Raw genomic sequence first — 25579 nt, forward strand, 5'->3', positions numbered from 1 at the left:
TAAAAAGGGAGTAAGGGTAAATTCCCTTACTCCCTTTACCCTTGTATATTATATCGATTAGATATTATAAAGGCTATACTTTTTGTCTATAAAAGCAGTATTGTGTCACACTTATTACGTAAATTGTTCAAATGTGATGCTTATTTATTGTTGAAACCTTGCTCTGCAATGTATAAAGCTAAGTCCATTAAGCGAGTAGAGTAACCAATTTCATTATCATACCAAGCAAGAACTTTTACCATTTTATTTTCTAATACCATTGTAGAAAGACCATCTACAGTTGATGAGTGATGGTTACCATTGTAATCAATTGATACTAACGGTAGCTCATTGTAGCCAAGAATACCTTTTAATTCATTTTCAGAAGCTTCTTTTAATGCTGCATTAATCGTTTCCTTCGATACATCTGCTTTTAGCTCTACAACTAAGTCTACACATGAAACGTTAGGTGTTGGGACACGCATAGAGAAGCCATCTAATTTACCTTTTAATTGTGGTAATACTTTTGAAACAGCTACAGCTGCACCTGTTGTTGTTGGAATCATAGATACCGCACCAGCACGTGCACGACGTGGGTCTGAGTGTGGGAAGTCTAGGATTCGTTGGTCATTTGTATAAGAGTGAATTGTTGTCATCATACCACGCTCAATGCCAAATTTTTCATCTAATACTTTTGCTACTGGTGCAAGACAGTTTGTTGTACAAGAAGCATTTGAAATCACATCATCAGTTGCTGGGTTGTAGTCTGTATGGTTTACACCCATTACAAATGTAGGCATTGCGCCTTTAGCTGGTGCAGAAAGAATCGCTTTTTTAGCACCTGCTTCAACATGTTTGCCTACTTCTTCCATTGAACGGAAACGACCAGTACATTCAAGCACTACATCTACGTCTAGTTCACCCCAAGGTAGTTGTGCTGGATCTTTTTCAGCATATACTTTTACGCGCTTGCCATTTACTACGAAAGAATCTTCATCTGCATTGACTTCAGCATCATAGATACCGTGGACTGAATCATATTTCAATAGATGTGCAAGTTGACCAGCATCTGTTAAATCGTTGACAGCTACTACTTCAATTTCATCATGCTCCATTGCCTCACGAAATACTAAGCGTCCAATACGTCCAAATCCATTAATCGCTAATTTTAATGCCATTGTTAATTCCTCCAATAATGTGTAATGTATGTTTCTAAAAAATAGAAACATTAAATTTATGCTCATTCAAAAAGCGCTGTAGCACTTTTTGAAGTCGAGTGACCTATGTTTATATAAGTTATTCAAAATCATTATTTTCACTAGATGATAAACGAGCAGCAATAGCTTTTGCAGCTGCCTCATCTGTGATAAATATTGTTTGCTTTGGTGCTACCTTAAAATATGAAAGCATAGCATTGACCTTTTGTTTTCCTGCTGCTACTGCAATAACCTGCTGACTTTTTTTCACCTGCTCAAGCTGAATGCCAATTGTACGTATACGATGCACGACCTCTCCTTTGGCATTAAAATAATAGCCAAAAGCCTCACTGACAGCACCCTTCTCCACTAAAATTCGTAAATCTTCAGGAGAAGAATTACGGCGAATCGCCATCTCCTCTGCGGAGCCAATCCCATGAATCACACAGTCTGCCTGCTCATAAAATGCCATCATTTCTGTTATCATCGGCTCTGTTAGCATTGCTTGATAAGCTTGCTCACTTAAATACTCAGGTAAAAATAAGGTGCGATACTGCGCCTCCATCTGCATAGCAAATGTTGCAACAAGTGTATTTGCTTGCATTTGCATTTCATGTCCGATGCCTCCACGTGCAGCAACAAATGTCATATCTTTTGTTTTTTCTAATGGGTGTAAAAATTGTGCAAGAGATGCCACTGATTTTCCACCTGTGACGGCTACTACTTGCCCTTTAAAAGCTGTTGACATAAATTGCAATGCCGCTTCTTTACCAAGCAAGGTCAATATCGTATCGTCTGCATTATAATCACCTGGCACAACAACTACACGCTGTATGCCAAAATGAGCCTCAAGCTGTTTAGCAAGCTGTGTCAGACCTGACCATTCATAAACAATTGCTCTTAACTTTTCAATTACAATCTCACCATCATCTGTACATACCATACCCGATTTTTGTGAATCTAATAACCCTTGTTCACGTAAAATATCTGTTTCTTTGCGTATTTCTCGCTCTGTCATTTTTAATGAATCCGCAAGTGTGCGTCGTCCGATGGGTTGCATAAGCTGAACGGTTTGTAAAATTCGGTATCTAGATTGCAGAAGCGGATACATTTCAGGAAGTAGTCTTTGCTGTGCCTCAGGAACAGTTAACATATTTATCTACTCCCTTTTATAACAGTGGGTTGCTTTTAGTCCCACCATTTAAAATTATGTCCCACTTATATAGCTATTATAATATGCTTTATGTAAAAGAGCAAGTAGTATCCAAAGAAAAAAGCCCCGTAACGTTGGTCATCGCTACGAGGCTTATACATTCTTATTTTGTAAAAGATAAAATTGCGTTTTTCTTAAATCCTTCTAACGCTTTTGTTGCTTCACCTTTATTTGCAAATTCAAAAATACGAACATCCTGCTTCTCAAATACTGTAATAACCCACATTGTAAAATCTCCCTTCAACATTGTTTTTGTAATATAACAACTTCCAAAATCTATAATAATTTTCACCGACTGTTTTATAACAACTTCTTGCTTGATTCCTATTCTACGCCGATTTTTTAGAAAAGGAAGCCCAATGTGAAGGTCTTCACAAACTGTTCAAATTCAAAACGCTTTCATTGAACAATTTGTGAATTGTATAGCTTATAGCGAATAACCGTGCCAAATTAACAAGTTATCTTTCACTGAAATGTTCCATTAATGTAGCATAATCTAAGTTGCCATACTGAATAATTTGACCACCCTTTTCAACTACAGGAATCATCAGCATATATTTTTCATGTATATGATCATCTGCTTCAATATCAATGATCTCAATATCGAATGGTATATCCTCCTGTACAAGCTTTAATGTGCGTAAACCGTCTACACATAGCGGACAATTTGCCCGACTAAAAAACTTCACCAGCATTGCTAGCACCCCCTTCTTCTATTATAAAGCGAAATGGCTAATCAGGTTTTACAGCATAAAGGAAAAGCTGCCTTCTTTACGTATTGAGCACTAGACTACTTTTTTGTAATCACTGCATTTTTGCCAATGATTACTGTTATCACCACAATGATGGCTACAATAATCGTAAACCAAGTGATAGATTCATGTAAAAATAATGTAGCAAAAAGAATCATTAGAAATGGCTGTAAATATTGAATTTGACTTACTCTTGCAATGCCACCTAATGCCATGCCGCTATACCATGCTACATATGCTAAAAATTGACTGACAACAGCTAAATAGAGCAAGCTTAGCCATGCTGTTACAGGAGCATGTAACATCACTGCTGTGAAATTTAAAACAACTGGAATTATAAAAAATGGTGCAGCAATTAAAATAGCCCAAGCAATAACTTGCCAGCTTCCTAATTCCTTCGCCAATTGCCCGCCCTCTGCATAGCTAAGCCCTAATATTACCACTGCTGCTAATAACGCTAAATCCGCTATATGTAATTGCCCTAGCCCAAGATAAACCGCATAAATGATAACTGCTATCGCACCAGCAATACTTGAAAGCCAAAACTTTAAGGAAGGCTTCTCTCCTGCTCTTATTATAGCAAAGCCTGCTGTTGCCAAAGGTAAAAGCGCTAATTCTACAGCGCCATGAGAAACCGGTAAGCTTATCATTGCCCACGAGGTCAATAATGGAAATCCTAACACTGCCCCAAAGGATACAAGCAATAAGCTTTTAAATTGACGAGCAGTAGGTAGCTTTTCCTTTCTTATCAGTAAAACAATCGCCACAATAATTGCCGCTATGACAACTCTTCCTAAGCCTACGATAGTTGCCCCAAAATATGGTACAGCTACACTTGTTGCTGGCAAAGTTAAACTAAAGCAAATAACCCCTAATAACCCTAACAGTAATCCCACTTTTTCTGTTTTTTGTTTCTGCATTATTCCAAACCTCCTATTTTTCATGCCATCTGTCCCTGGTATACTCAATAGTAAAAGGAGCTATATCGAAAATAAATAGAATTTTCTATCAACTGTCCTGGTACAGATAAAGGAGAGAGCTTGTATTGCAGACTAAATATTTAGAAATTATTAAGGACATTAAAGCACAGCTCACAAAGGGCATACTTACTACAGGTAGCAAGCTGCCATCCGTAAGACAATTATCTCAGCAATTTTCGTGCAGTAAAAATACAGTACTACGAGCCTATAATGAGCTAGAAAAGGAGCATATTATTTTTTCTGTCCCTAAAAGTGGCTACTATGTTGTTCATCAGGCTACACAGCCAAGTGCACCACAACAAATCATTGATTTTTTGTCTGCTGGGCCAGATAAACGTATTATGCCATATATAGAATTTCAGCACTGCATGAACCAAGCCATTGACATCTATAAGGAAGAATTATTTAGTTACAACGATCAACAAGGGCTTTATGCTCTTCGTGTTCAATTAGCAAAGTATTTGCAAAACTTACAGGTCTTTACAAGTCCAGAGCGACTTTTTATTGTATCAGGCTCTCAACAGGCACTCCATTTATTAGCGTCAATGCCCTTTCCAAACGGCAAACATAATATACTCGTTGAGCAGCCTACCTATTTTGGCTTTATTGAAGCCGTTCGTCTTCAGCAAGTTACTACGCTTGGTATTGATTTAACAATGGAGGGCATTGATTTAGAGCAGCTTGAATATATTTTTCGCAACAATGATATAAAATTTTTCTATATTGTACCGAGATTTCAAAATCCGCTTGGTCATAGTTATACAAATGAGGAGAAAAAACGCATTGTAGAGCTTGCAGAAAAATATGATGTGTATATTGTGGAGGATGATTTTTTAGGTGATTTAGATCCAAACATGAAAGCAGACCCATTATTCTCTTTTAATCCTTCTGGTCGAGTGATTTATATTAAAAGCTTTTCAAAAGTATTTTTGCCAGGCTTACGAGTAGGTGCAGTTGTACTTCCAGCTTTAATGATTCATGATTTTTCACGCTATAAATTCAGTGCCGACTTTAATAGCTCCGTGCTTTCACAGGGAGCATTAGATATTTATTTAAAAAGCGGTATGTTTGATAGTCATATTAAAACAATAAAAGAGCTATATAGCAGAAAAATGAATGCCCTACAGACAGCTTGTGAAGCATTGCTACCTAACCATATCCATTTTACAAAGCCTACTTCTGGCTTTTATCTTTCGATTATGCTGCCAGACCATATCAGCGCTAAGCAGGTTGTCCATTTATTACATGAAAAAAATATATGGATGGACGATGCCTCTAGAATGTTTTTACCAGCCTACCAGCAGGATCATCTTATTCGCTTAAGTATTTCTCAAGTGGAGGAACATCTGATTGAAGAGGGGATTAACGAGTTAGCCTATTGTCTGTCATTATTAGAGCGCAATAAAAGCCGCTACAAAAATATGCGACCTCTATTATAAAAGGCAAGGCATTGTGTGCGAATAAACGACACAGCAATGCCTTGTTTTTAAATTATTTTAAATGTGTATCAAGGAATTTTACCATGGCATTGTAAAATTCAATTCTGTTTTCTTCATTTGCAAAGCCATGTCCTTCATTATCTTTTAACATATACTCTACATCTACACCTCTAGCACGTAAAGCTTCCACAATTTGATCGGATTCTGCTTTATTCACACGTGGGTCATTTGCGCCTTGTGCAACAAATAATGGCGTTTTAATTTGATCCGCATGGAAAACAGGTGATACTGCTGTTAATAATTCCTTATCTTCCTCTGGATGACCTACGCGCTCATAAAACATATTACGCATTGTTTCCCAATATGGTGGAATTGTATCTAGTAGTGTAAAGATATTCGATACACCAACGTAATCCACTGCTGCGGCATATAAATCTGGTGTATACGTAATACCAGCTAATGTTGCATAGCCACCAAAGGATGCACCATAAATACCAATACGCTCAGGGTCTGCAATACCTTGGTCAATTACCCATTGTACGCCATCTGTAATATCATCCTGAATTTTTAAACCCCATTGCTTATTCCCAGCCTGTAGGAATTCCTTGCCATAGCCAGTTGAAGAACGGAAATTCACTTGTAGCACAGCATAGCCACGATTTGCTAATAGCTGCACCTCTGGATTAAAGCCCCACATATCACGAGCCCATGGTCCACCATGTGGATTAACAATTAATGGTAAATCTTTAGCTTCTTTATTTTTCGGCAATGTTAAATAGCCATTGATTGTTAAGCCATCTCGACTCTTATACGAAATCGGATGCATCTCAGCCAATTCCTCAGAATTTAGCCAAGGGCTTAATGTTGCTAGCTCTGTTAGCTCATCGGTTGTTGAGTCATAGTAATAGTACTTTCCATAGACTGTATCACTTGAAACACTTACAATAAATTTTGTCATTTCTTTATTGTAATCATTGATACCTAATTCACTCTCATGAACACCAAGCTTGTTTTGAATTTTACGGAAGAGCTGTTCAAAATTTTCATCAAAGAACTGATAATGAGGCTTATCCGTAATATATGCACCATATAATACTTTATCTTGCTCAGCATTATATAATATGCCTGCAACATCAACCTCTTCATTGGACATAATTACTTCTTCATTACCTTCTAAATCATACTTCACAGCCTCTATTTTATCTCTGCCTTTGTTAGATATAGCATAAATAAATTGGTTATCTTTTGAGAAAGCTAATGGCATGACTTCATCGCCTGCTTCTATTTCAATAAATGGTTTAAATTCATCTTTTTCAGAATCACGATAAAGAATCGTTCCTACTACACCATCAGAGGCTACAGCAACACGCACTTCTCCATTACGATCCGCTAACCAGCTTGTAATATTTCCAGGATTTTTAGCAACATGCGTTGTTTCACCCGTCTTAATATTTAGCTTATATACATCAAAAACAGTTGCATCCTCTTTATTCATCATAATAAGAATTTCATCTTTCACGCCTTGAAGTCCACTTAGTATCCCTACTGTTACGTTAGGATACGGCGTTAAATCCTGTTCTTTTGCACCATTAAAGGTTGTGGAATAAATATGGTAGTTTTCATCACCACCATTATCCTTTAAGTAAAGCAATGTATCGTCCTTCCAGAAGAATCCTGCAATATCGCGATCTGTTGAATTGGACACACGTACTGGCTCACTATCATCATTCATTTTTTTCACAAATACATTGGAACGATTTTCCCATGCAGCAGCAAATGTAATATAATTGCCATCAGGTGACAGTTCATAGCCAAAGCTACCAGGATTTTTCATAAAATCTTCCACAGAGATTTCTGGAACACCTTCATTATTTGTAGCATTTTTAATATTTTTAGCATTGTTTAAAATTTTATTTGCATCCTGTTTTGAAATAAATTCATTATCCACGGATACACCATTCCATAAGCCAAGCTTATTCGCTGTGTCCCAGTATGCTGTAAGTGATGCTTCTTGGTCTTCTTTATTTAAAGCTCTTACTAAAATACGAGCGGCTTCATCACGTTTAATGGCTACATCTAAATCTGTGAATTCCTCAGCCTTTACCCACTTATCCATAATTTGTTGACGCATTGATTCCGAGCCGTGCTGGAATGTTAAAGCCGTTACAGCTAAGTCTAAAAATTCCTGTGATGACAATTGCTCCTCTTGCGCAATAGCTACACTTTGCGTGTCATTAGTAGCACGCACCTCTTGCATTGTTGCAGGAACTACAGCAGACGTTGTTAAAATAATCGCCAATGATGCAGATAGAAATCTTTTTTTCAACATAACTCCTCCTTATATCAGTTTACGTTATATCGAATGTCGATATATACATAAACTATCATAACCTTTATATCACTGTCAATAATTGATAGCATTTTATGATAATTCCCTTTTTCTCCATAAAAACAATTCCAACGAATTGGTACTTATACCGTATGAAATGAACGGAAGTTGACATACTAAATACTGCAACAAAATAACATCTAGGAGGCGTTTCTTTTGTCACAATCGTTTTATAATGAATCATCCAATCAAAACAATTTTAATCAGCAGCAAAGCCTAAATCATGGCGGCCATGAAATGATGGACATGCATGAAACCATTGGTGAAGTTATGGCTGGTATGAACCAAGCAATTATTTTGCGTCCACATGTAAAAGACCCTGAATTATTAAGCATTTTAGATCGCCAATACAATTTTACATTAGGCATGTATAACACAATTGTTGAAGCTTTTAGTACAGGTCATGATCCAACTGTTCCTACAGGGCGCTACCAAATGGAAACAGGAAATGATTTCAAATATGGTATGACGGCTGGCCAACCGAAAAAGCCAATGCAAAATGCCAATGAAATCAATGATGAAATGATTTCTGGCTTCTTACTAGGTGCGCAAAAAGGAGCGGCAAAATGTATGACAACGGCTGCTCTGGAAACAACAAATCCTGTTGTACGTCGTGTTGTTGCGGATAGTATCCCTAACTGTATTGAAATGGGCTACGAATTGTCTATTTATCAAAATAAACATGGCTACTATCAAGTGCCACAATATTCTCAGCAAGATATGCAAATTATGCTGAATGCCCATACAACAACATCTAATCCACTTCATTAAAAAACAGTCCATGGCGACCTCTTATCGCCATGGACTGTTTTAGCTTTTCGAATTTATGGCAAAAAAAAGAATCCCCTCAGAAAGGATTCTTTTTTTCGACTATTACTAGTCTTCACGTACAGTATGTTCACTAAAAAATAATTTGGAGTTGTTGCTTTTTTGAAGGTTTGAAAGGAAGAAATAGGGGAATAATGCCAACTAGAGCAATATTCCCGATATTTTCCCTCTCCATCTCCACTAAGCAGGCTGCTAAACTACTTATTAGGAGATTGAGTTATAACAGTATATCAATAATCAGTAAAATGGCGCCCTCGGAGGGAATCGAACCCCCAGTGCAAGAACCGGAATCTTGCGTGTTATCCATTACACCACGAGGGCAAAAGACACAAAAAAAAAGTACACACTCTATCTAGGCTTTCGAAAAGCATGATGTAGATAACCCTCATTTTTGAAGCATACCTGCAAAATAGTGTAACGTACTTTAAACTTATGACCTTAACTATTATACAAACGTCTAACCTATAATTCAACCATAGAATGCAAAAACAATTTATTTTTTTATTAAATTAAGCAGGGTTAATATTTGACCTTCCCTGACTATAATGTGTATGATAGGGATACAGCTGAAATAACAATGGAAATTTTCAGCAAGGGTATTCGAATTTAGTTTTTTAAGGAGGATTTAACATGAATTTAATTCCTACAGTTATTGAACAAACAAGCCGTGGTGAACGTGCCTATGACATTTATTCACGACTACTAAAAGACCGCATTATTCTTTTAGGAAGCGCTATTGATGACAACGTTGCGAACTCTATTGTCGCACAGCTTCTTTTCCTACAAGCGGAAGACCCAGATAAAGATATTTCTCTTTATATTAACTCACCAGGTGGATCAATTACAGCTGGTATGGCAATTTATGATACAATGCAGCTAATTAAGCCACAGGTACAAACAATTTGTATTGGTATGGCTGCATCTATGGGTGCTTTCTTACTTGCTGCTGGTGAGCCTGGTAAACGCTTTGCATTGCCAAATGCTGAAGTAATGATTCACCAACCACTAGGTGGCGCTCAAGGGCAAGCGACAGAAATTGAAATTGCTGCAAAGCGTATTTTATTCTTACGTGAAAAATTAAATGGTATTTTATCTGAACGCACTGGTCAACCTCTTGAGGTTATTGCACGTGATACAGACCGTGATAACTTTATGACAGCTGAACGTGCAAAAGAATACGGCTTAATTGATCATATTATGCACAGTAACAATAAATAAACATAAAAAGGCATCGCAGAGTTGTTCTGTGATGCCTTTTCTATTCAAATGAAATAACAATTTTCAGTCTTCATTTTCAATAATTGCTGCTAATGCTGAAACCGCTTGCTCGGCATCGTTGCCTTCGCTACTTAACGTTACCTCAGCTCCTTTAGCAACTGCTAAACTCATAACACCCATAATGGATTTGGCATTTACTTTTTTCTCATCTTTTTCTAAAAAGATATCAGCGCTAAAACGATTTGCTTCCTGCACAAATAGCGCTGCTTGCCTTGCTTGTAGTCCTAATTTTAATTTGACTTGGACTGTTCTTTCAATCATTCTTAAAACTCCCTTTCACTACCGTTCGTCGATTAATTTTATCTTACCTTACTTACTAGCAAAAGAACAATAAACGATTACGCATGACATTCATACCTAAAAAGTATAGAAATTTAACCACCTATTTTTTCGCCACGTCGTAATGCATCAGCAATCTCATCAATTTTTCTTAAGCGATGGTTCACGCCTGATTTACTAACAGTTCCACTTGATACCATTTCACCAAGCTCTTTTAATGTCACATCTTGATATTCCACACGAAGGCGCGCTATTTCTCGCAGCTTCTCTGGTAGTTGGTCAAGACCAATTGAATTTTCAATAAATCGAATATTCTCTACTTGACGTAATGCAGCACCAATTGTTTTATTCAAATTGGCTGTTTCGCAGTTGACAATGCGATTGACACTATTACGCATATCCCGCAATATACGCACATCTTCAAATTTCATCATTGCTTGATGTGCACCTACAATATTTAGGAAATCTGAAATTTTTTCCGCTTCTTTTAAATATGTGACAAAGCCCTTTTTACGTTCAATCGTTTTAGCATTCAGGTCAAATTCATTCATTAAATCCATTAATGCCTCACCATGTTCTTTATATAAAGAATAAATTTCTAAATGATAGGCTGATGTTTCTGGATTATTAACAGAGCCGCCTGCTAAAAATGCGCCTCTTAAATACGCTCTCTTTTGACCGCTTTTTTTAATAAGTTTTCTAGAGATCGTATGATTAAATTGAAAGTCGTCTGAGATGATTGCTAAATCGATTAACAGCTCACGTGCACCTTCTCTTACGCGGCAAATATATACGTTATTTTTTTTCAGTCGCATTTTTTTACGAACAAGTAATTCTACATTGTATGGGTATAGCTTTTTCATAATTGTATATAGTCTTCTCGCAATTGCAGCATTTTCAGTTTGCACGTCTAAGCTTAGTTGTTTATTCGCAAAGGATAATGAACCATTCATACGAATTAGGGCAGATACTTCCGCTTTCATACAATGATTATCCGCTTCTACTTGGGTTAACTCTTTTTTTGTTTCAGAAGCAAAAGACATATCACGCCCCCCTTTCAATCATGATTTCTATGTATATGTGTATCTTACCATATACAATATGTGCATTATGATGCTATAACGTTCCTCTTATTTTATCATTATAAATATCAGCATAGTCGATCAGCCATTCTGCAACATTCGTTGCATTATGTCGAACCGTTCCATCTGAGCGGATTGTAGCAATATCACGTTTAATAACCTCTAATCCCATACTTTCAAGCTTTGCCACATCAAATGTCACTGGCTCTGCTCTTTCCTCTTTATATAATTCCTTTACAGGATTAGGAAGCTCTTCATTATTCACTAAAATGGAATCGATAAAGGCACTGCCAACATGTTTATAGATAGCCTTCACATGATCACCTGCTGTATAAGAAATTGTTTCACCTTTTTGCGTCATTAAATTACAAACATATATTTTTCTGCCTTTGGCTCTCACAACAGCCTCTCCAATTTCCTTTACAAGGAGATTGGGAATAATGCTTGTATACAGGCTTCCGGGGCCAATTAAAATATAATCCGCACGTTGAATAGCCCGAATTGCCTCTGGTAACGGTTGCACATTTTCAGGCACTAAAAAAACGCGGTCAATGCGTTTGGTTGCTGTCGGAACTTTAGATTCTCCTTCAATAATAGAACCGTCCTCTAACACTGCATGTAAATTTATCTTTTTATTCGCTGCTGGTATAACGCGCCCATGAACTTTTAATACCTTGCTCATCTCACTAATAGCATGGTTAAAATCACCTGTAATATCCGTTAATGCTGTTAACATAAGATTCCCTAATGAATGTCCACGTAAATCTTCTGATGCTGAAAAGCGATATTGAAACATTTGCTCGACAAGTGGTTCAACATCGGATAATGCAGCAATCACATTGCGAACATCACCAGGGGGCGGAATGTCATAATCATCCCGTAAACGCCCTGATGACCCCCCATTATCTGCAACCGTCACAATCGCAGTAATATCAAATGGATGGTGCTTTAGCCCGCGAAGTAGCGTGGAAAGACCTGTGCCTCCACCTATCACGACAAGCTTTGTTTGCTTTTTCCCCATGCACTCAATCCTTTCTACGATGAATATCACGATGCGTGATAACCGTATTTTCTTTGCTTGCTAAATATGCCCCAAAAAATTCTGCTAATGTTACTGAACGATGCTGCCCGCCAGTACAACCAAAAGCAATAACAAGCTGGGATTTTCCTTCTTGTCGATAAAGCGGAATCATAAAATCAAATAAATCGGTTAATTTTTGTATTAATATTTGCGTATCATCTAATGCCAAAACATACGAGGATACTTCTGTTTGTAAGCCTGTTTTTGAGCGTAGCTCTTCCACATAGTAAGGATTTTTAAGAAAACGCACATCAAATACTAAGTCAGCATCAATCGGCATACCATGCTTAAATCCAAAGGACATCACATTAACAGAAAAAATTGTATCTGCCTCACTAGCAAATTCTTTTACAATTTTTTCACGCAATTCCTTAGGCTTCATTTGGGATGTATTATAAACAAAATTAGCACGTCCCTTTATTTCAGCTAGAAGGGCACGCTCTTGTTTAATGCCATTCAATGGTAAGCCGCTGACTGCTAATGGGTGGGCACGTCTTGTTTCCTTATAGCGTCTAACTAGTGTTGCATCATCTGCATCTAAAAATAAAATCCGAACCATAATATCGCCTTCTTTTAGTATATGGTCTAATGCACCAATAAGAGAATCAAAAAAATCTCCTCCGCGCATATCCATTACAGCGGCAATACGTGTGCTATTTTTTCCCGAATCCCTTAGCAAGGTTAAAAAAGTTGTGAGTAATGCTGGTGGTAAATTATCGATACAGTAATACCCTAAATCCTCAAAGCTTTGAATCGCTACCGTTTTTCCAGCTCCAGACATTCCTGTAATAATAACCAATTCATGTGTACTTTGTTGGCCTTCAACCACCACTGCTATGCAACTCCTTTATTGTTCCTTTGATATTTGTATTTTCTGATGAAGTAATTCAAAATTCGTTGTATAGTCAAACGTACCATACTGAATACCTGATTGTGAAACAGCAAATTGTAAATTCGTTCGATCTCCTTCAGCCATTGGCAAATGCGCTAAATCCTCTATTGGGTGCCATGCAAGCTTGCCTTCTCGCGTTTCTTCAAGTGGTGTTCCTTCCACATCTTTTGCAACAAATGTGTAAAGCATCCATTCGTCCACTACATCATTATTTTCTTTAATCACCATTGTATAAACACCCTTTAAATGCACATGTAATGGTGTGACATTTGTTTCCTCTTGAAACTCACGTATAGCGGCCTCATAGATGGACTCGCCACTTTCCATTTTCCCACCAGGCGCCACGTACCAGCCTCGTCTTGGTTTTTGAAGTAATAATACTTTACCGTCTTTTACGGCAATTAAATTTGCAATTCTTTGCATAGGCACACCTCTAATCACTTTTGCATTCTACTCTCCATTATAACAAGACCTCGTAAGATTTGTCCTCATTTACAACTTTTCAGCTACAAACCCTTTCCACAAAAAAAGTAGGCTGCTTTCACCTACTTGAGGCGGAAACAACCTACTAAAACAAAATAAAAGGGGGATTGCTAATTACAATTCTTATCATACACCTTTTATATGTCATTCAAGTTACAGCAATATTAAAACCACATTAAAACTACTGGTTTTTCGTTAAAATAGCAAGCTTACGCATTGATTTTCTCTAATAATTCTTCAATATAATGTTGTGCAGCCTGTGCGGCAATACTACCATCACCTGTCGCTGTGACAATTTGACGCAACGATTTTTCACGTACATCTCCAGCTGCAAAGATACCTGGAATGTTTGTTTCCATCGTATCATTTGTCACAATATAGCCTGCTTCATTTAAAATGCCTAAAGATTCAAATGGCTTTGTTAATGGTAACATACCAATATAGACAAAGACACCATCTGTAGCAAATTCTGATTCACTGCCATCGATTGTCGATTGTAATGTAACACTACCAACTTTGCCATCTGCTTCATTAATTTCTTTGACAGTGGCATTCCAAATAAAATCAATTTTATCGTTAGCAAAGGCACGGTCTTGTAGAATCTTTTGTGCGCGTAATTTATCACGACGGTGAACAATTGTTACTTTCTCAGCAAAGCGTGTTAAATAAACACCCTCCTCTACAGCTGAATCGCCGCCACCTACGACAACAAGATTTTTCTGTTTAAAGAATGCACCATCACATACAGCACAATAGCTGACACCACGACCACCAAGCTCTTTTTCACCAGGCACACCCATTTTTTTATACTCTGCACCTGTTGTAATAATAATGGCACGTGTTTTATATTCTTTTGCACCTGATTTGATTGTTTTATATTCTTCGCCATCGATGATTTCCGTTACATCACCATAAGCATATTCTGCCCCAAATTTCTTTGCATGCTCAAACATCTTTGTTGACAGCTCAGGACCTAAAATTGTATCAAAGCCTGGGTAGTTTTCTACTTCCTCTGTATTAGCCATTTGCCCACCAGGAATTCCTCGTTCAATCATTAATGTTGCTAAATTAGCACGTGATGTATAAACAGCAGCAGTCATCCCAGCAGGACCTGCTCCAATAATAATCACATCATAAATTTTTTCTTCTGACATCAATACTTCCCCCTAAACATAATACTTTTTATCTTCATTCAGAAGATGAAGATAAGGCCTCTGGCAATATTACCAAAGGAAACTTATTATAGCGTCCGTATGTTCATCGTATGTGAAAGTATAAAGTTATTCAACTAAGTTGCTCACACTTGCTCATCATGACTATTTGGTAAAAACATTAAAATTTCATCAATATATTTTGTTAATGTGGACACCGCTATACCATATTGCTGAGCAATTTCCTTCTTTGTGACTTTCAGCATGTGCGAAGTTTTAAATAAATAATCATTTGCACCCGCAATCGCTGCTGGATTTGTAAAGCGATAATTTTGCCCTAGAGCTTGCTCACATAGCACAAACCACATTTGAAACATTGGTACAATTAGTGAGGAGAGCTTACCATACTGCTCTAATAAAATTTCTGGCACATGAACAGCCCGTAAAAAGCTCGCTTCTACTTTATTTTTTTTATCAAACTCATGACCAAGTGCATAGGCTAAAAACAACTTTTCAAACGTACCTAATTGCTCCACATTTATCCATTTAGGATGCGCAATAATTTCTTGCTTATACGCTGTATCCTTTAATAAAAACAAGCCAAAAATGCGCTCACTTGTATAGTTGCTTTCTAACTTTTCAACGATAAAATCACGATTATGCTCTAATGCATCAAGCGCCAATTCATTTTCCTGCTGACGCCAAGGCTCAAATCCTTCTTTATCTGGATCTAACTCCAGCAGTTGCTCCCATGCGCTTTTGGAAATTTCCTTATGCCCTGAAAAATAACCTGCATGTGATAGCCAGAAATAAAACCCTGCATCACCTGCATAGCCTCGCTTCTGCATACTACGCAGCCATTTAAAGGCTAATTCATATTGCCCGATTAACGCCAATGTCGCACCTAGTTTATAACGATGCTCCCATGTATAGGGCTGAATTTTAACAAGAATATTTAATAACTCTTGTAAATCCTCCTCGTTTTTTTCATAGTATGCAATGACTGTTAAATTACAAAGCGCATGTAAATTTCCTTTATTTTCACGTAGCACTGTATGCAAGAGAGCCTTTGCCTGCTCTTCTTCTCCAACATAAAAATACGCAAGCGCTAGGTTATTATACGCAGACCAAAACGCTGGTCGATCTTCAATTAAATCTTCTAAAATCTGAATAGCTTCTGGAAAATTCCCCTTTTCCATGCAGCGACGAGCCTGCTCCTGACGATATAAATCCTCGCCAGATCCTTCTGGCACCTCAAATTCATCCTGCTCAAAAGCAACAAACTCTAATATTTCTGCTGCTTCATCTGCATAAGCACCCTCAGGCTCTAATTGCAAATAGCGTTCTGCAAAATTTTTAGCATCATGCATCATCCCTATACAGCCCGATACCTCTGCCATATAAAAAATAATTTCTGGATTATCTGGGTCAAGCTGATAGGCACGACGAAGCAGATCATACGCTTCTTCAAAACGTTGACCTTCTAATTCAACGATGGCTAGTTGTAAAATAATCATAGAATCATCAGGGCTTAAATCTACAGCACGCTGTAAATATTTATAGGCTTTATTCATTTGTCCACTATTCATTGCCTGAATTGATTTTTTATAATAATAGTCGCCTGTTGGAATAAACGACACTATATTCGATTGCTTCTCATTTTGACGTTTCTTTTCCAATATATTTCCTCCGAAACAAGAAATAAGGAACGTATTTCACGTTCCTTGACACAGTAACACTTATTATACCATACAATTAATAATATGCTGTTATTTCTCCTCGTGACGTTTTTCCAACACATATAGAACATCATAAATACTTACTTTTTGCTCTTGCAGTAATACTAGCAGATGATAAATTAAATCTGCAGCCTCCCATTTAACTTCCTCTGCATCACGATTTTTAGCACCAATCACAACCTCTGTCGCTTCTTCTCCAACCTTTTTACAAATTTTATCGATACCTTTATCAAATAAATATGTAGTATACGCCCCTTCAGGCATTTCCTGCTCTCGCTTTTCGATAACACGGACAAGTTTAGAAAGGATGTCCACAGAGCCAACTTTTTCATTTTGCTGAATTACCTCAGTAAAGCAAGAAATTGTACCATTATGACAAGCTGGTCCGTTCGGTAAAACCTCCACCACTAATGCATCTTGATCACAATCTGCTTTGATCGACACAACTTTTTGTGTATGACCACTTGTTGCTCCTTTATGCCAAAGCTCTTGTCGTGAGCGAGAATAAAACCAAGTTTCCCCTGATTCAATTGTTTTAGCGAGTGACTCCTTATTCATATAAGCCACTGTCAGCACTTCTTTTGTATTGGCATCTTGCACAACCGCTGTCACAAGACCTTTTTCATCGAATTGAATCATGTCAATCATCTTACTGCCACTCCTTTTTCACGTAAGTATTCTTTTACTTGCGCTACGCTCGTTTCTTTATAATGGAAAATAGATGCTGCAAGTGCTGCATCTGCATCTACACCTTCTGCTAATACTTCGTAAAAATGTTCGGCATGTCCCGCTCCACCACTAGCAATTACTGGTACTGTGACAGCCTCTCTGACCGCCTTTGTTAAAGCTAAATCAAAGCCTGATTTTTCGCCATCCTGATTCATACTTGTTAATAAAATCTCGCCAGCTCCTAAGCGTACAGCCTCTTTCGCCCACTCAATAGCTGACCAAGTTGTTTTATTACGTCCACCGTGTGTATAAACCATCCACGTGCCATCCTCTTCACTATAACGTGCATCAATTGCTACAACAATACATTGTGCGCCAAAGAAGTCAGCACCCTCTTGAATAAGAGCGGGGCGCTCCAACGCAGATGTATTGACTGAAACTTTATCCGCTCCTGCACGTAAAATACGCTTCATATCATCCAATGTACGAATACCACCGCCAACCGTAAAAGGAATTGCAAGCGTGGCAGCCGTTTGCCGAACGACATCCACCATCGTTTCCCGCCCTTCATGTGAGGCAGAAATATCTAAAAATACAAGCTCATCTGCACCTTGCTCATCATAAAACTTCGCCAGTTCAACTGGATCACCTGCATCGCGTAGTGAAACAAATTGTATTCCTTTAACAACGCGACCTTCCTTTACATCAAGACATGGAATAATACGTTTTGTTAGCATGCCTTCACACCTTTCAGCCATTGCTCTAATAAATAAACACCTAGCGCACCCGATTTTTCAGGATGAAACTGCATGCCAGTGACAGAGCCATTTGCGACAATGCCTGGCACTCTTATACCATAGTAATCAGCATAAGCAACAAGCTCCGCCTCCTCAATATCTGTGGCATAAAAGGAATGAACAAAATAAACATGCTTAGCTGGTGCTTCCTGCTGCAGCCATACAGGATGGTTTGAAATTATTAGCTCATTCCAGCCCATATGTGGCACTCGGTATGCTTGTCCTTCCTCATTCATACCACTAAACTGTTGTATACGCCCTTTAAAAAAGCCTAGCCCCTTTGTTGGCGTTACTTCATTACTTTCCTCAAACAATAATTGCATCCCTAAGCAAATCCCCAGCAAAGGACGATTCTCACGTTGTGCTTTTTGTAAGTAATAATCTAATTTTGTTTCTGCTAAACGCTTGCGAGCATCAGGAAATGCACCAACCCCTGGCAATAGAAGAGCATCTGCTGTATCCAACACGCTTTCATCAGCCGTGACAATAACCTCACAGCCTTGTCGTTTCAATGCCTGCTCCACACTAAATAAATTGCCCATACCATAATCAATCACACCTATTTTCATGTTAACAATCCTTTCATTGATGGTACTAGACAGAACACGATTTTGAGTCGCGCGTTGTCCATGCTATGTTAACAGCCCCTTCGTTGATGGCACTCCTTTAACACGAGGGTCGATTGTCACCGCATCATCAATAGCACGCGCCAACGCCTTAAAAATTGCTTCAATAATATGGTGTGTATTATGCCCATATGGGACAATTACATGGACATTCATACGTGCCTCTAACGCAAATTTCCATAAAAACTCATGCACTAACTCCGTATCAAAAGTACCTACCTTTTCCGTTAGCTCTGGTACACGATATTCTAAATGTGGACGGTTTGAGCAATCGACAACAACCTGTGCCAGTGCATCATCCATCGGCACAAACGCTGTTCCGTAACGTTTAATACCCTTTTTATCGCCAAGTGCTTCACGAATCGCCTGCCCTAGCACAATTCCAATATCCTCTGTTGTATGATGATCATCAATATAAGTATCACCAGTCGCCTGTATTGTGCCATTAAATAGACCATGCTTGATAAATAAATCAAGCATATGATCCATAAAACCTACTCCTGTTTGAATCTCAGCCTTACCTTCACCATCTAAATCAATCGCTACTGCAATTTGTGTTTCATTCGTTGTCCGCTCTATTTTTGCATATCGTCTTTTTTCAGTCATTGTACTACTCCTTTTCCCACCCACGTGATTCTACTGCACGTGCATGACCCTCTAAGCCTTCCATCCGTGCTAAACGTGCTATTTTAGGTGCATTGTTTGCCCATGTTTTTTCACTGTAATAAACAATGCTTGATTTTTTAACAAAATCATCAACATTTAAGCCGCTAGCAAAGCGAGCCGTGCTATTCGTTGGTAATACATGATTTGTACCCGCAAAATAATCACCGACAGGCTCAGAGCTATAGCGACCAATAAAAATACCACCAGCATGTCGAATTTGTTGTGCTACTATCTCAGCATCATCTGTGACAATTTCTAAATGCTCTGGTGCTAATGAATTAATAGCAGCAATAGCATCTGTTAATGTTTCTGCTAAATAAATTGTTCCAAAGTTTTCAATGGAAGCGCGTGCTACATCTTGACGTGGTAACGTTACTAATTGGCGCTCTACCTGCTCTGCTACCTTTTTTGCCAATTGTTCAGAGGTTGTTATAAGTACGGCACATGCCAATGGATCATGCTCTGCCTGTGATAAAAGGTCTGCTGCAATTTCATCAGGATATGCTGTGTCATCAGCCAAAATAGCAATTTCACTTGGACCAGCAATCATATCGATCGCTACCTCACCAAAAACCTCGCGCTTTGCCAATGCTACAAAAATATTCCCTGGACCTGTAATTTTATCAACAGGTGCGATTGTTTCTGTACCGTAGGCAAGAGCCGCAATTGCTTGTGCACCACCGACCTTATAAATTTCATCAATGCCTAAAATATGTGCTGCTGCTAGAACACCTGCTGGCAACCTCCCATCACGACCAGCTGGGGATGTGATGACGATACGCTGTACACCTGCAACTTGCGCTGGAATAACATTCATCAGTACGGAGGAAGGATAGGCGGCTGTTCCACCCGGCACATACAAGCCTACCGCATCAAGCGCTGTTACTCGTTGCCCAAGCCAAGAGCCATCACCTAGCTCTAAGCGATAGCCTGAACGCTGCTGTTGTTGATGATAAAGACGAATATTATGAGCTGCCTCTGTTAAATCCTGATAGAGCTGTTGATCTAACGCATTGACGGCTTCCTGAATTTCTTCCTTTGTTACACGTAAATGCGTTGGCACATAGCCATCCCATTTTTCAGTATAGGCACGTAATGCTGCATCTCCCTGTAATTTAACATCTGATAATACTTGTCTTACTACCGCTAGTTGCTCTTCATTGCCTCCCTCAAGCGGTCTTTTTAATGAAATACCTTTTGCTAGCTTTGTTATTTTCATAGATTTAAACCCCTTTATTATGTAGCTAGATAGGATTACTCTTTTGTTCACTTACACACTTTTTTAGTCGTTTTACAAGATCGATAATACGGTCACCCTTCATACGATAACTAACTGGATTGGCAATTAGCCGTGAAGATACCGCTGCAATAAATTCATATTCTACTAAGCCATTTTCTTTTAACGTACGTCCTGTAGATACAATATCAACGATGCGATCTGCCAAGCCAATCATTGGCGCTAGCTCAATCGACCCGTTTAGCTCGATAATTTCAACTTGCTCACCAATGCCTTTATAGTATTTCATTGCTATATTTGGATATTTTGTCGCAATTCTTGGGGCAATTTCATTCATCGTTGTATTTGGTAATCCTGCTGACGCGATATAGCAGGTGCTAATTTTCAAATCAAGCAGCTCATGAACCTCTCGCTGTTGCTCTAGCAAAACATCCTTTCCAGCAATACCGATATCTGCAACACCATGCTCGACATAAACTGGCACGTCCATTGGCTTTGCTAAAATAAAACGAATTTTTTCCTCTGGGATTTCAATCATTAGCTTGCGTGACATTTCTACTTCTTCTGGTAAATTAAACCCTGCCTCTAGTAGCATCTGATATGCCTCTTCAAAGATTCGCCCCTTCGGCATCGCAATTGTTAACTCATTCACTGCCAACTTCCTCCTGTCCAACAACAACTACTTCTGTAAAGTTTGTTAAAAAGGCTGCCTCGTCAACTAAGCTACTACGCAACTGTAATGTAGCTAGCTTTCCTGCTGCTCGCAGTGCCTTGACCTTCGCTAAAGCTGTTGCATACTGTTCTTCCTCAAAAAGTACAACTGTTGCTTCTGGATGCTTGTTGGACTGTTCATTTAGCGTTTCTAATAAACGATCTACTCGAATACTAAAGCCTGTAGCACCTACTTGTGAGCCAAACACCTCTAACAAGCCATCATAGCGCCCTCCATTACCTAGCGGGAAGCCACTGCCTGAAGCAAAAATTTCAAATAACATACCTGTGTAATAGCTCATATGACTGGAAAGCGTAAAATCAAAGGCTACATAATCAGCTAAGTCCGCTATGTCAAGTAGTTGAGCAAGCTGCTGCATATATTCTAGTGCATCATTTTTACGCACATATTTTTCAATATCTCGAATTTCCTTAACATGCATGGCTTCTTCAATAAATTGCAGCAAAGCATCGGATTTTGCTTTTGGTAAATCAAATGACTCTACAGCTTCTTCAAATCCTACATAATTGCGTTGAACGAGCAATGTTCTTAAAACGGTTTGTTGCTCTACGCTTTCTGTGTAATCCTGTAAAATACAATTAAGAATACCTGCATGACCAATTGTTACTTTAAATTTTTCTAAATGGAAATGCTTTAACAGCTCCATTGCTGTGACAATCACTTCTGCATCGGCAAAAACAGATTGATCTCCAATTAATTCAATACCCATTTGTTCAAATTCTGCTGGTCGTCCACCTTCTGTTTCCTGCGCTCGAAAGACACTAGCAAAATAAGCAAGACGCAATGGTATCATTTCTTTTAATAATTTGGATGTTGCTACACGAGCAATCGGTGTTGTCATATCAGGTCGTAGCACTAATGTATTTCCTTGACTATCCACTAACTTAAATAAATGAGCATCAGCAATCGCTGAAGCCTTGCCAACTGTATCAAAATACTCTACAGCAGGTGTTTTAATAAATTCATAACCTCTTTTATATAAAAAGTTTCTGCCAGCATGTCTGACTGCCTCTACTTTTTCATATATTTGCGGAAATGTATCACGCATTCCAAGCGGTTTTTCAAACATTTTTATCGACGACATATAGACACTTCCTCGCACTTTAGTTCACTAGAGTATTAGAGAATCAGATTATGAAAGAATTCTAACGTATTTCGCTTCAACCGTCAACGTTATCTACATAAATTATCAAAATCTTAAAACACTTATTATTCTGTTAATTATACACTTTATGGAATGAAAAATTATAGCAAAGAATAACATAATTTCGTTTAAATTTAGCTCATTATTCACAATGGCTAACATTTCAAAGACTTATACCATCACTATCAGCTCTCACTAATTTTAGAGAAACACCTATACTCATGTAGGATTTGTCAAAATATTTTATTGAGAATAAGAATATGTCATTTTTATAACAAAATAATCCACCCTATAAATTTATAATTTTCAGAAAAAAGATAATGATTATCTTTTAAAGCTTAACTCGCACAAATACTGATTATTTAATAAGCTGTTCTCAATAAGGTTACGAATAAATTATAATAATATATTAAATAATCCCCTTTAAATCAAAACGATTCTCAATCTCATTATCATTTAAAACACTGTTATATCAATATTTCAGTTGTTTTTCATCTTCATTCTATTTTTTCTTTTACATTTCAAGAAACTCAATATAGAATAATATTAACACTATAAAAATTACACATTGGAGGGATGTATTATGGCATGTCCATTCGTACAACTTAGCGAGCAAATGATTGTTAGTATTTGTAAAGGGGAGTATTATCCGGGAGATAAAGTAACACTTCATGCATCAGAGGATATTGATGGCACTGCAATTAAATTAACCTTCGTTGAGTCAACTTGCTTAGGTGACCATGATAACTGTGAGTTTAAGCCTGAATACGATACAGCACATGCATAAAAAATTTTTAACTAATAAAAACTCCCCATTTGATAAACAAATTTTATTTTTAAATCTGTCTACCTAGTGGGGAGCATATCATCTTAGAGTCGCGTTTACTTATTTTTTAGGTGTACACCACTCTACAACCTCATGACGCTTACGCTCTGCCATTTGTTCAGCAGTGTAAATAATTCGCATTGGGTTCCCACCTGCCAAACAGCCGGCTGGCACATCCTTATGTACAAGAGTTGCAGCCGACACAATAGCTCCATCACCAATTGTTACTCCTGGTAAAATGGTTGTATTTGCCCCAATCATTACTTCATTGCCAATATGAACATCCCCTAAGCGATATTCCTCAATTAAATACTCATGCGCTAAAATCGTTGTATTAAAACCGATCACTGTATTTTTACCGATAAAAATACGTTCTGGAAACATAGTATCTGGCATCACCATTAAAGCTAATGAAGTTTGCTCACCTATTGTCATCTTTAAAAATGTGCGATAAAGCCAGTTTTTCACACGTAAAAAAGGTGTGAAGCGACCAATTTGAATGATAATGAAACACTTCATCACCTTCCAAAAGGACACCGTGTCATAAATATGCCAAAGCGAATTTGCACCTTCAACACGATAGCGTTCTGTTTTACGTGCCATCTAACCTTACCCCTCTTTCACAATATCCAGTAAATCTGTCATATGCTGTAGCATATAATCAGGTTTAAATTGCTGTAAATAAGCCTCACCTTTAGCAGCCCAAGCAACACCAGCTGCTCTCACCCCTGCATGGTGACCAGCTTCAATATCATGTGAATTATCTCCAATCATAATGGCATCTTCCTTGTCTACACCTAAACGTTCTAAGGCAAGCAGAACAGGCTCTGGATCAGGTTTCACATTTTTCACATCATCTGTACCAATACGCACATCAAATAGCTGTGCTGCACCAAGCACCGAAAGTCCACGATCAATCATATCATTACGCTTTGTGGACACAATGGCTAACCGAATGCCTAATTCCTTTAATTGCTCCAGTGTGGAAACAACATTCGGATATTGTGTAACCAATTCATCATGATGCTCTATATTCCAAGCACGATATTTTGCCATTAAAGCATCCTCTTCACCAGGTGCAATGTCGCTAAATGTCTGTTTAAGTGATGGACCAATAAATTTCAAGCAATCTTTTGGCGAATATTGCCCAGGAAATCGTTCATTTAATACATGCATAAATGTTTGAATAATTAAGTCATTCGTATTCAATAAAGTCCCATCAAAATCGAATAATAATGCTTTTACAGCCATCGTTACATCTCCTTATTTATCATCTAAATATTTCACAACAGGCTTGACCTTTATTCTACGGTAAATAATGGCACCAAGACCTACTACAATGCCAACTACAGATACAACCTGTGCTGAGCGTAAATCACCCACTAAATAGAGGCTATCTGTACGCAAGCCTTCTATATAAAAGCGACCAATTGAATACCAAATTAAATAACCAAAGAATATTTCCCCGCGATGTAGATTCACTTTACGTAATACTAATAAAATAATCAGACCAATTACATTCCATACAGATTCATATAAAAATGTAGGATGTACATATGTCCCTAGTTCCTCAATATACATTTGATTGATAATCCAATCAGGCAGCATCAAATTTTCTAAAAACTCTTTCGATACAGGTCCTCCATAAGCCTCTTGGTTCATAAAGTTACCCCATCGCCCAATAATTTGCCCGATTAGGATACTTGGTGCTGCAATATCCGCAACTCGTAAAAAGCTCACATTTTTAATCCTTGTAAATATGTAGGCTGTCACAAATGCGCCAATTAGCGCTCCATGGATCGCAATACCACCATTCCATATTTCAATGATTTTCCCTGGGTTTTCACTATAATAATCCCAGCGCATTGACACATAGTAAATACGTGCACAAATAATAGAGATAGGTACTGCCCATAACAATAAATCAGCAAGGAAATCTTCAGGTAGTCCTCGCTTTACAGCCTCTCGTTGCCCAACAATATATGCTAAAATAATCCCTGATACAATCAATAATCCATACCAGCGCACTGCAATAGGCCCCAAATGAAAGGCAACAGGGTTAATATCTAATAATAATAAATCCATCTTCTACTCCTCTCCATTATGTGCTGATAGTATAT

The 25579-nt window shown here is 38.0% G+C and carries 27 protein-coding genes and 1 tRNA gene; 4 read left to right on the forward strand and 24 right to left on the reverse strand.

Annotation, left to right across the window (positions count from 1 at the left end; all coding sequences use genetic code 11):
• Positions 1-140 precede the first annotated feature (140 nt).
• The 5 genes from gap to MHB42_RS15700 form a co-directional block, all read right to left on the reverse strand.
• Positions 141-1157 (reverse strand): type I glyceraldehyde-3-phosphate dehydrogenase, encoded by a 1017-nt coding sequence (gene gap, locus MHB42_RS15680; RefSeq protein WP_340807328.1) that lies wholly within the window; start codon positions 1155-1157, stop codon positions 141-143.
• 118 nt (positions 1158-1275) lie between these two features.
• A complete protein-coding gene (locus tag MHB42_RS15685) occupies positions 1276-2328 on the reverse strand; it encodes a sugar-binding transcriptional regulator (RefSeq protein WP_340807329.1) in 1053 nt (350 codons plus the stop codon).
• 163 nt (positions 2329-2491) lie between these two features.
• On the reverse strand, positions 2492-2614 hold the full coding sequence (locus MHB42_RS15690) for a hypothetical protein (RefSeq protein ID WP_340807330.1): 123 nt from the start codon (positions 2612-2614) through the stop codon (positions 2492-2494).
• A gap of 232 nt (positions 2615-2846) precedes the next feature.
• Complete coding sequence (locus MHB42_RS15695) at positions 2847-3083, reverse strand: glutaredoxin family protein (RefSeq protein WP_340807331.1); 237 nt, start codon at positions 3081-3083, stop codon at positions 2847-2849.
• 95 nt (positions 3084-3178) lie between these two features.
• A complete protein-coding gene (locus MHB42_RS15700) occupies positions 3179-4060 on the reverse strand; it encodes a DMT family transporter (protein WP_340807333.1) in 882 nt (293 codons plus the stop codon).
• Positions 4061-4185: 125 nt separating this feature from the next.
• On the opposite strand from MHB42_RS15700, the gene MHB42_RS15705 reads away from it, so the two are divergent.
• Positions 4186-5559, forward strand: a complete 1374-nt coding sequence (locus tag MHB42_RS15705; RefSeq protein WP_340807335.1) for an aminotransferase-like domain-containing protein — start codon at positions 4186-4188, stop codon at positions 5557-5559.
• A 52-nt stretch (positions 5560-5611) separates the two neighbouring features.
• On the opposite strand, the gene MHB42_RS15710 is transcribed toward MHB42_RS15705, so the two are convergent.
• Positions 5612-7885: a S9 family peptidase gene (locus MHB42_RS15710; protein WP_340808615.1), complete on the reverse strand. Its 2274-nt coding sequence runs from the start codon at positions 7883-7885 to the stop codon at positions 5612-5614.
• Between the two features lie 219 nt (positions 7886-8104).
• On the opposite strand from MHB42_RS15710, the gene MHB42_RS15715 reads away from it, so the two are divergent.
• Positions 8105-8719, forward strand: a complete 615-nt coding sequence (locus MHB42_RS15715) for a spore coat protein (RefSeq protein ID WP_340807336.1) — start codon at positions 8105-8107, stop codon at positions 8717-8719.
• A 303-nt stretch (positions 8720-9022) separates the two neighbouring features.
• Here the strand turns inward: MHB42_RS15715 and MHB42_RS15720 are convergent.
• A tRNA-Arg gene (locus MHB42_RS15720) sits at positions 9023-9097 on the reverse strand.
• A gap of 309 nt (positions 9098-9406) precedes the next feature.
• On the opposite strand from MHB42_RS15720, the gene clpP reads away from it, so the two are divergent.
• Positions 9407-9994 carry an ATP-dependent Clp endopeptidase proteolytic subunit ClpP gene (gene clpP, locus MHB42_RS15725; RefSeq protein WP_340807339.1) on the forward strand — a complete coding sequence of 196 codons (588 nt, stop codon included), beginning with the start codon at positions 9407-9409 and terminating at the stop codon, positions 9992-9994.
• 63 nt (positions 9995-10057) lie between these two features.
• On the opposite strand, the gene MHB42_RS15730 is transcribed toward clpP, so the two are convergent.
• From MHB42_RS15730 to MHB42_RS15795, 14 genes are all read right to left on the reverse strand, one after another.
• Complete coding sequence (locus MHB42_RS15730) at positions 10058-10315, reverse strand: HPr family phosphocarrier protein (protein WP_340807340.1); 258 nt, start codon at positions 10313-10315, stop codon at positions 10058-10060.
• 113 nt (positions 10316-10428) lie between these two features.
• Positions 10429-11376, reverse strand: coding sequence for a DNA-binding protein WhiA (gene whiA / locus MHB42_RS15735; protein WP_340807342.1), 948 nt, complete (start codon positions 11374-11376; stop codon positions 10429-10431).
• 73 nt (positions 11377-11449) lie between these two features.
• A complete protein-coding gene (locus MHB42_RS15740) occupies positions 11450-12436 on the reverse strand; it encodes a gluconeogenesis factor YvcK family protein (protein WP_340807343.1) in 987 nt (328 codons plus the stop codon).
• A gap of 4 nt (positions 12437-12440) precedes the next feature.
• Positions 12441-13328 (reverse strand): RNase adapter RapZ, encoded by an 888-nt coding sequence (gene rapZ, locus MHB42_RS15745; protein WP_340807344.1) that lies wholly within the window; start codon positions 13326-13328, stop codon positions 12441-12443.
• Positions 13329-13343: 15 nt separating this feature from the next.
• A complete protein-coding gene (locus tag MHB42_RS15750) occupies positions 13344-13811 on the reverse strand; it encodes an NUDIX hydrolase (RefSeq protein ID WP_340807346.1) in 468 nt (155 codons plus the stop codon).
• Between the two features lie 269 nt (positions 13812-14080).
• A complete protein-coding gene (trxB, locus tag MHB42_RS15755) occupies positions 14081-15025 on the reverse strand; it encodes a thioredoxin-disulfide reductase (protein WP_340807347.1) in 945 nt (314 codons plus the stop codon).
• A 143-nt stretch (positions 15026-15168) separates the two neighbouring features.
• Entirely contained in the window at positions 15169-16701 is a 1533-nt protein-coding gene (locus tag MHB42_RS15760; RefSeq protein WP_340807348.1) for a tetratricopeptide repeat protein, read from the reverse strand.
• Between the two features lie 90 nt (positions 16702-16791).
• Positions 16792-17409 (reverse strand): bifunctional phosphoribosyl-AMP cyclohydrolase/phosphoribosyl-ATP diphosphatase HisIE, encoded by a 618-nt coding sequence (gene hisIE, locus MHB42_RS15765; protein WP_340807349.1) that lies wholly within the window; start codon positions 17407-17409, stop codon positions 16792-16794.
• Positions 17406-18167, reverse strand: a complete 762-nt coding sequence (gene hisF, locus MHB42_RS15770; RefSeq protein ID WP_340807350.1) for an imidazole glycerol phosphate synthase subunit HisF — start codon at positions 18165-18167, stop codon at positions 17406-17408. Before hisF ends, hisIE begins: the two co-directional genes overlap by 4 nt.
• Positions 18161-18796 carry an imidazole glycerol phosphate synthase subunit HisH gene (hisH, locus tag MHB42_RS15775; RefSeq protein WP_340807352.1) on the reverse strand — a complete coding sequence of 212 codons (636 nt, stop codon included), beginning with the start codon at positions 18794-18796 and terminating at the stop codon, positions 18161-18163. The genes hisF and hisH overlap by 7 nt, the downstream gene beginning before the upstream one ends.
• Before the next feature lie 63 nt (positions 18797-18859).
• On the reverse strand, positions 18860-19459 hold the full coding sequence (hisB, locus tag MHB42_RS15780) for an imidazoleglycerol-phosphate dehydratase HisB (protein WP_340807353.1): 600 nt from the start codon (positions 19457-19459) through the stop codon (positions 18860-18862).
• 4 nt (positions 19460-19463) lie between these two features.
• On the reverse strand, positions 19464-20738 hold the full coding sequence (gene hisD, locus MHB42_RS15785; protein ID WP_340807355.1) for a histidinol dehydrogenase: 1275 nt from the start codon (positions 20736-20738) through the stop codon (positions 19464-19466).
• 25 nt (positions 20739-20763) lie between these two features.
• On the reverse strand, positions 20764-21408 hold the full coding sequence (hisG, locus tag MHB42_RS15790) for an ATP phosphoribosyltransferase (protein WP_340807356.1): 645 nt from the start codon (positions 21406-21408) through the stop codon (positions 20764-20766).
• Positions 21401-22573 (reverse strand): ATP phosphoribosyltransferase regulatory subunit, encoded by a 1173-nt coding sequence (locus tag MHB42_RS15795; protein ID WP_340807357.1) that lies wholly within the window; start codon positions 22571-22573, stop codon positions 21401-21403. Before MHB42_RS15795 ends, hisG begins: the two co-directional genes overlap by 8 nt.
• 643 nt (positions 22574-23216) lie before the next feature.
• On the opposite strand from MHB42_RS15795, the gene MHB42_RS15800 reads away from it, so the two are divergent.
• Positions 23217-23420 (forward strand): hypothetical protein, encoded by a 204-nt coding sequence (locus MHB42_RS15800; protein ID WP_340807358.1) that lies wholly within the window; start codon positions 23217-23219, stop codon positions 23418-23420.
• A 99-nt stretch (positions 23421-23519) separates the two neighbouring features.
• Here MHB42_RS15800 and MHB42_RS15805 read toward each other — a convergent pair whose 3' ends face one another.
• Genes MHB42_RS15805 through lgt form a run of 3 tightly spaced genes read right to left on the reverse strand, consistent with a single transcriptional unit; the run spans position 23520 to position 25544 of the window.
• Positions 23520-24062 (reverse strand): acyltransferase, encoded by a 543-nt coding sequence (locus tag MHB42_RS15805; RefSeq protein ID WP_340807360.1) that lies wholly within the window; start codon positions 24060-24062, stop codon positions 23520-23522.
• Between the two features lie 6 nt (positions 24063-24068).
• Complete coding sequence (ppaX, locus tag MHB42_RS15810) at positions 24069-24710, reverse strand: pyrophosphatase PpaX (protein WP_340807361.1); 642 nt, start codon at positions 24708-24710, stop codon at positions 24069-24071.
• A gap of 12 nt (positions 24711-24722) precedes the next feature.
• A complete protein-coding gene (lgt, locus tag MHB42_RS15815) occupies positions 24723-25544 on the reverse strand; it encodes a prolipoprotein diacylglyceryl transferase (RefSeq protein ID WP_340807362.1) in 822 nt (273 codons plus the stop codon).
• Between the last annotated feature and the right edge of the window lie 35 nt (positions 25545-25579).

Source organism: Lysinibacillus sp. FSL K6-0232 (assembly GCF_038008325.1).
Classification (GTDB): Bacteria; Bacillota; Bacilli; order Bacillales_A; family Planococcaceae; genus Lysinibacillus.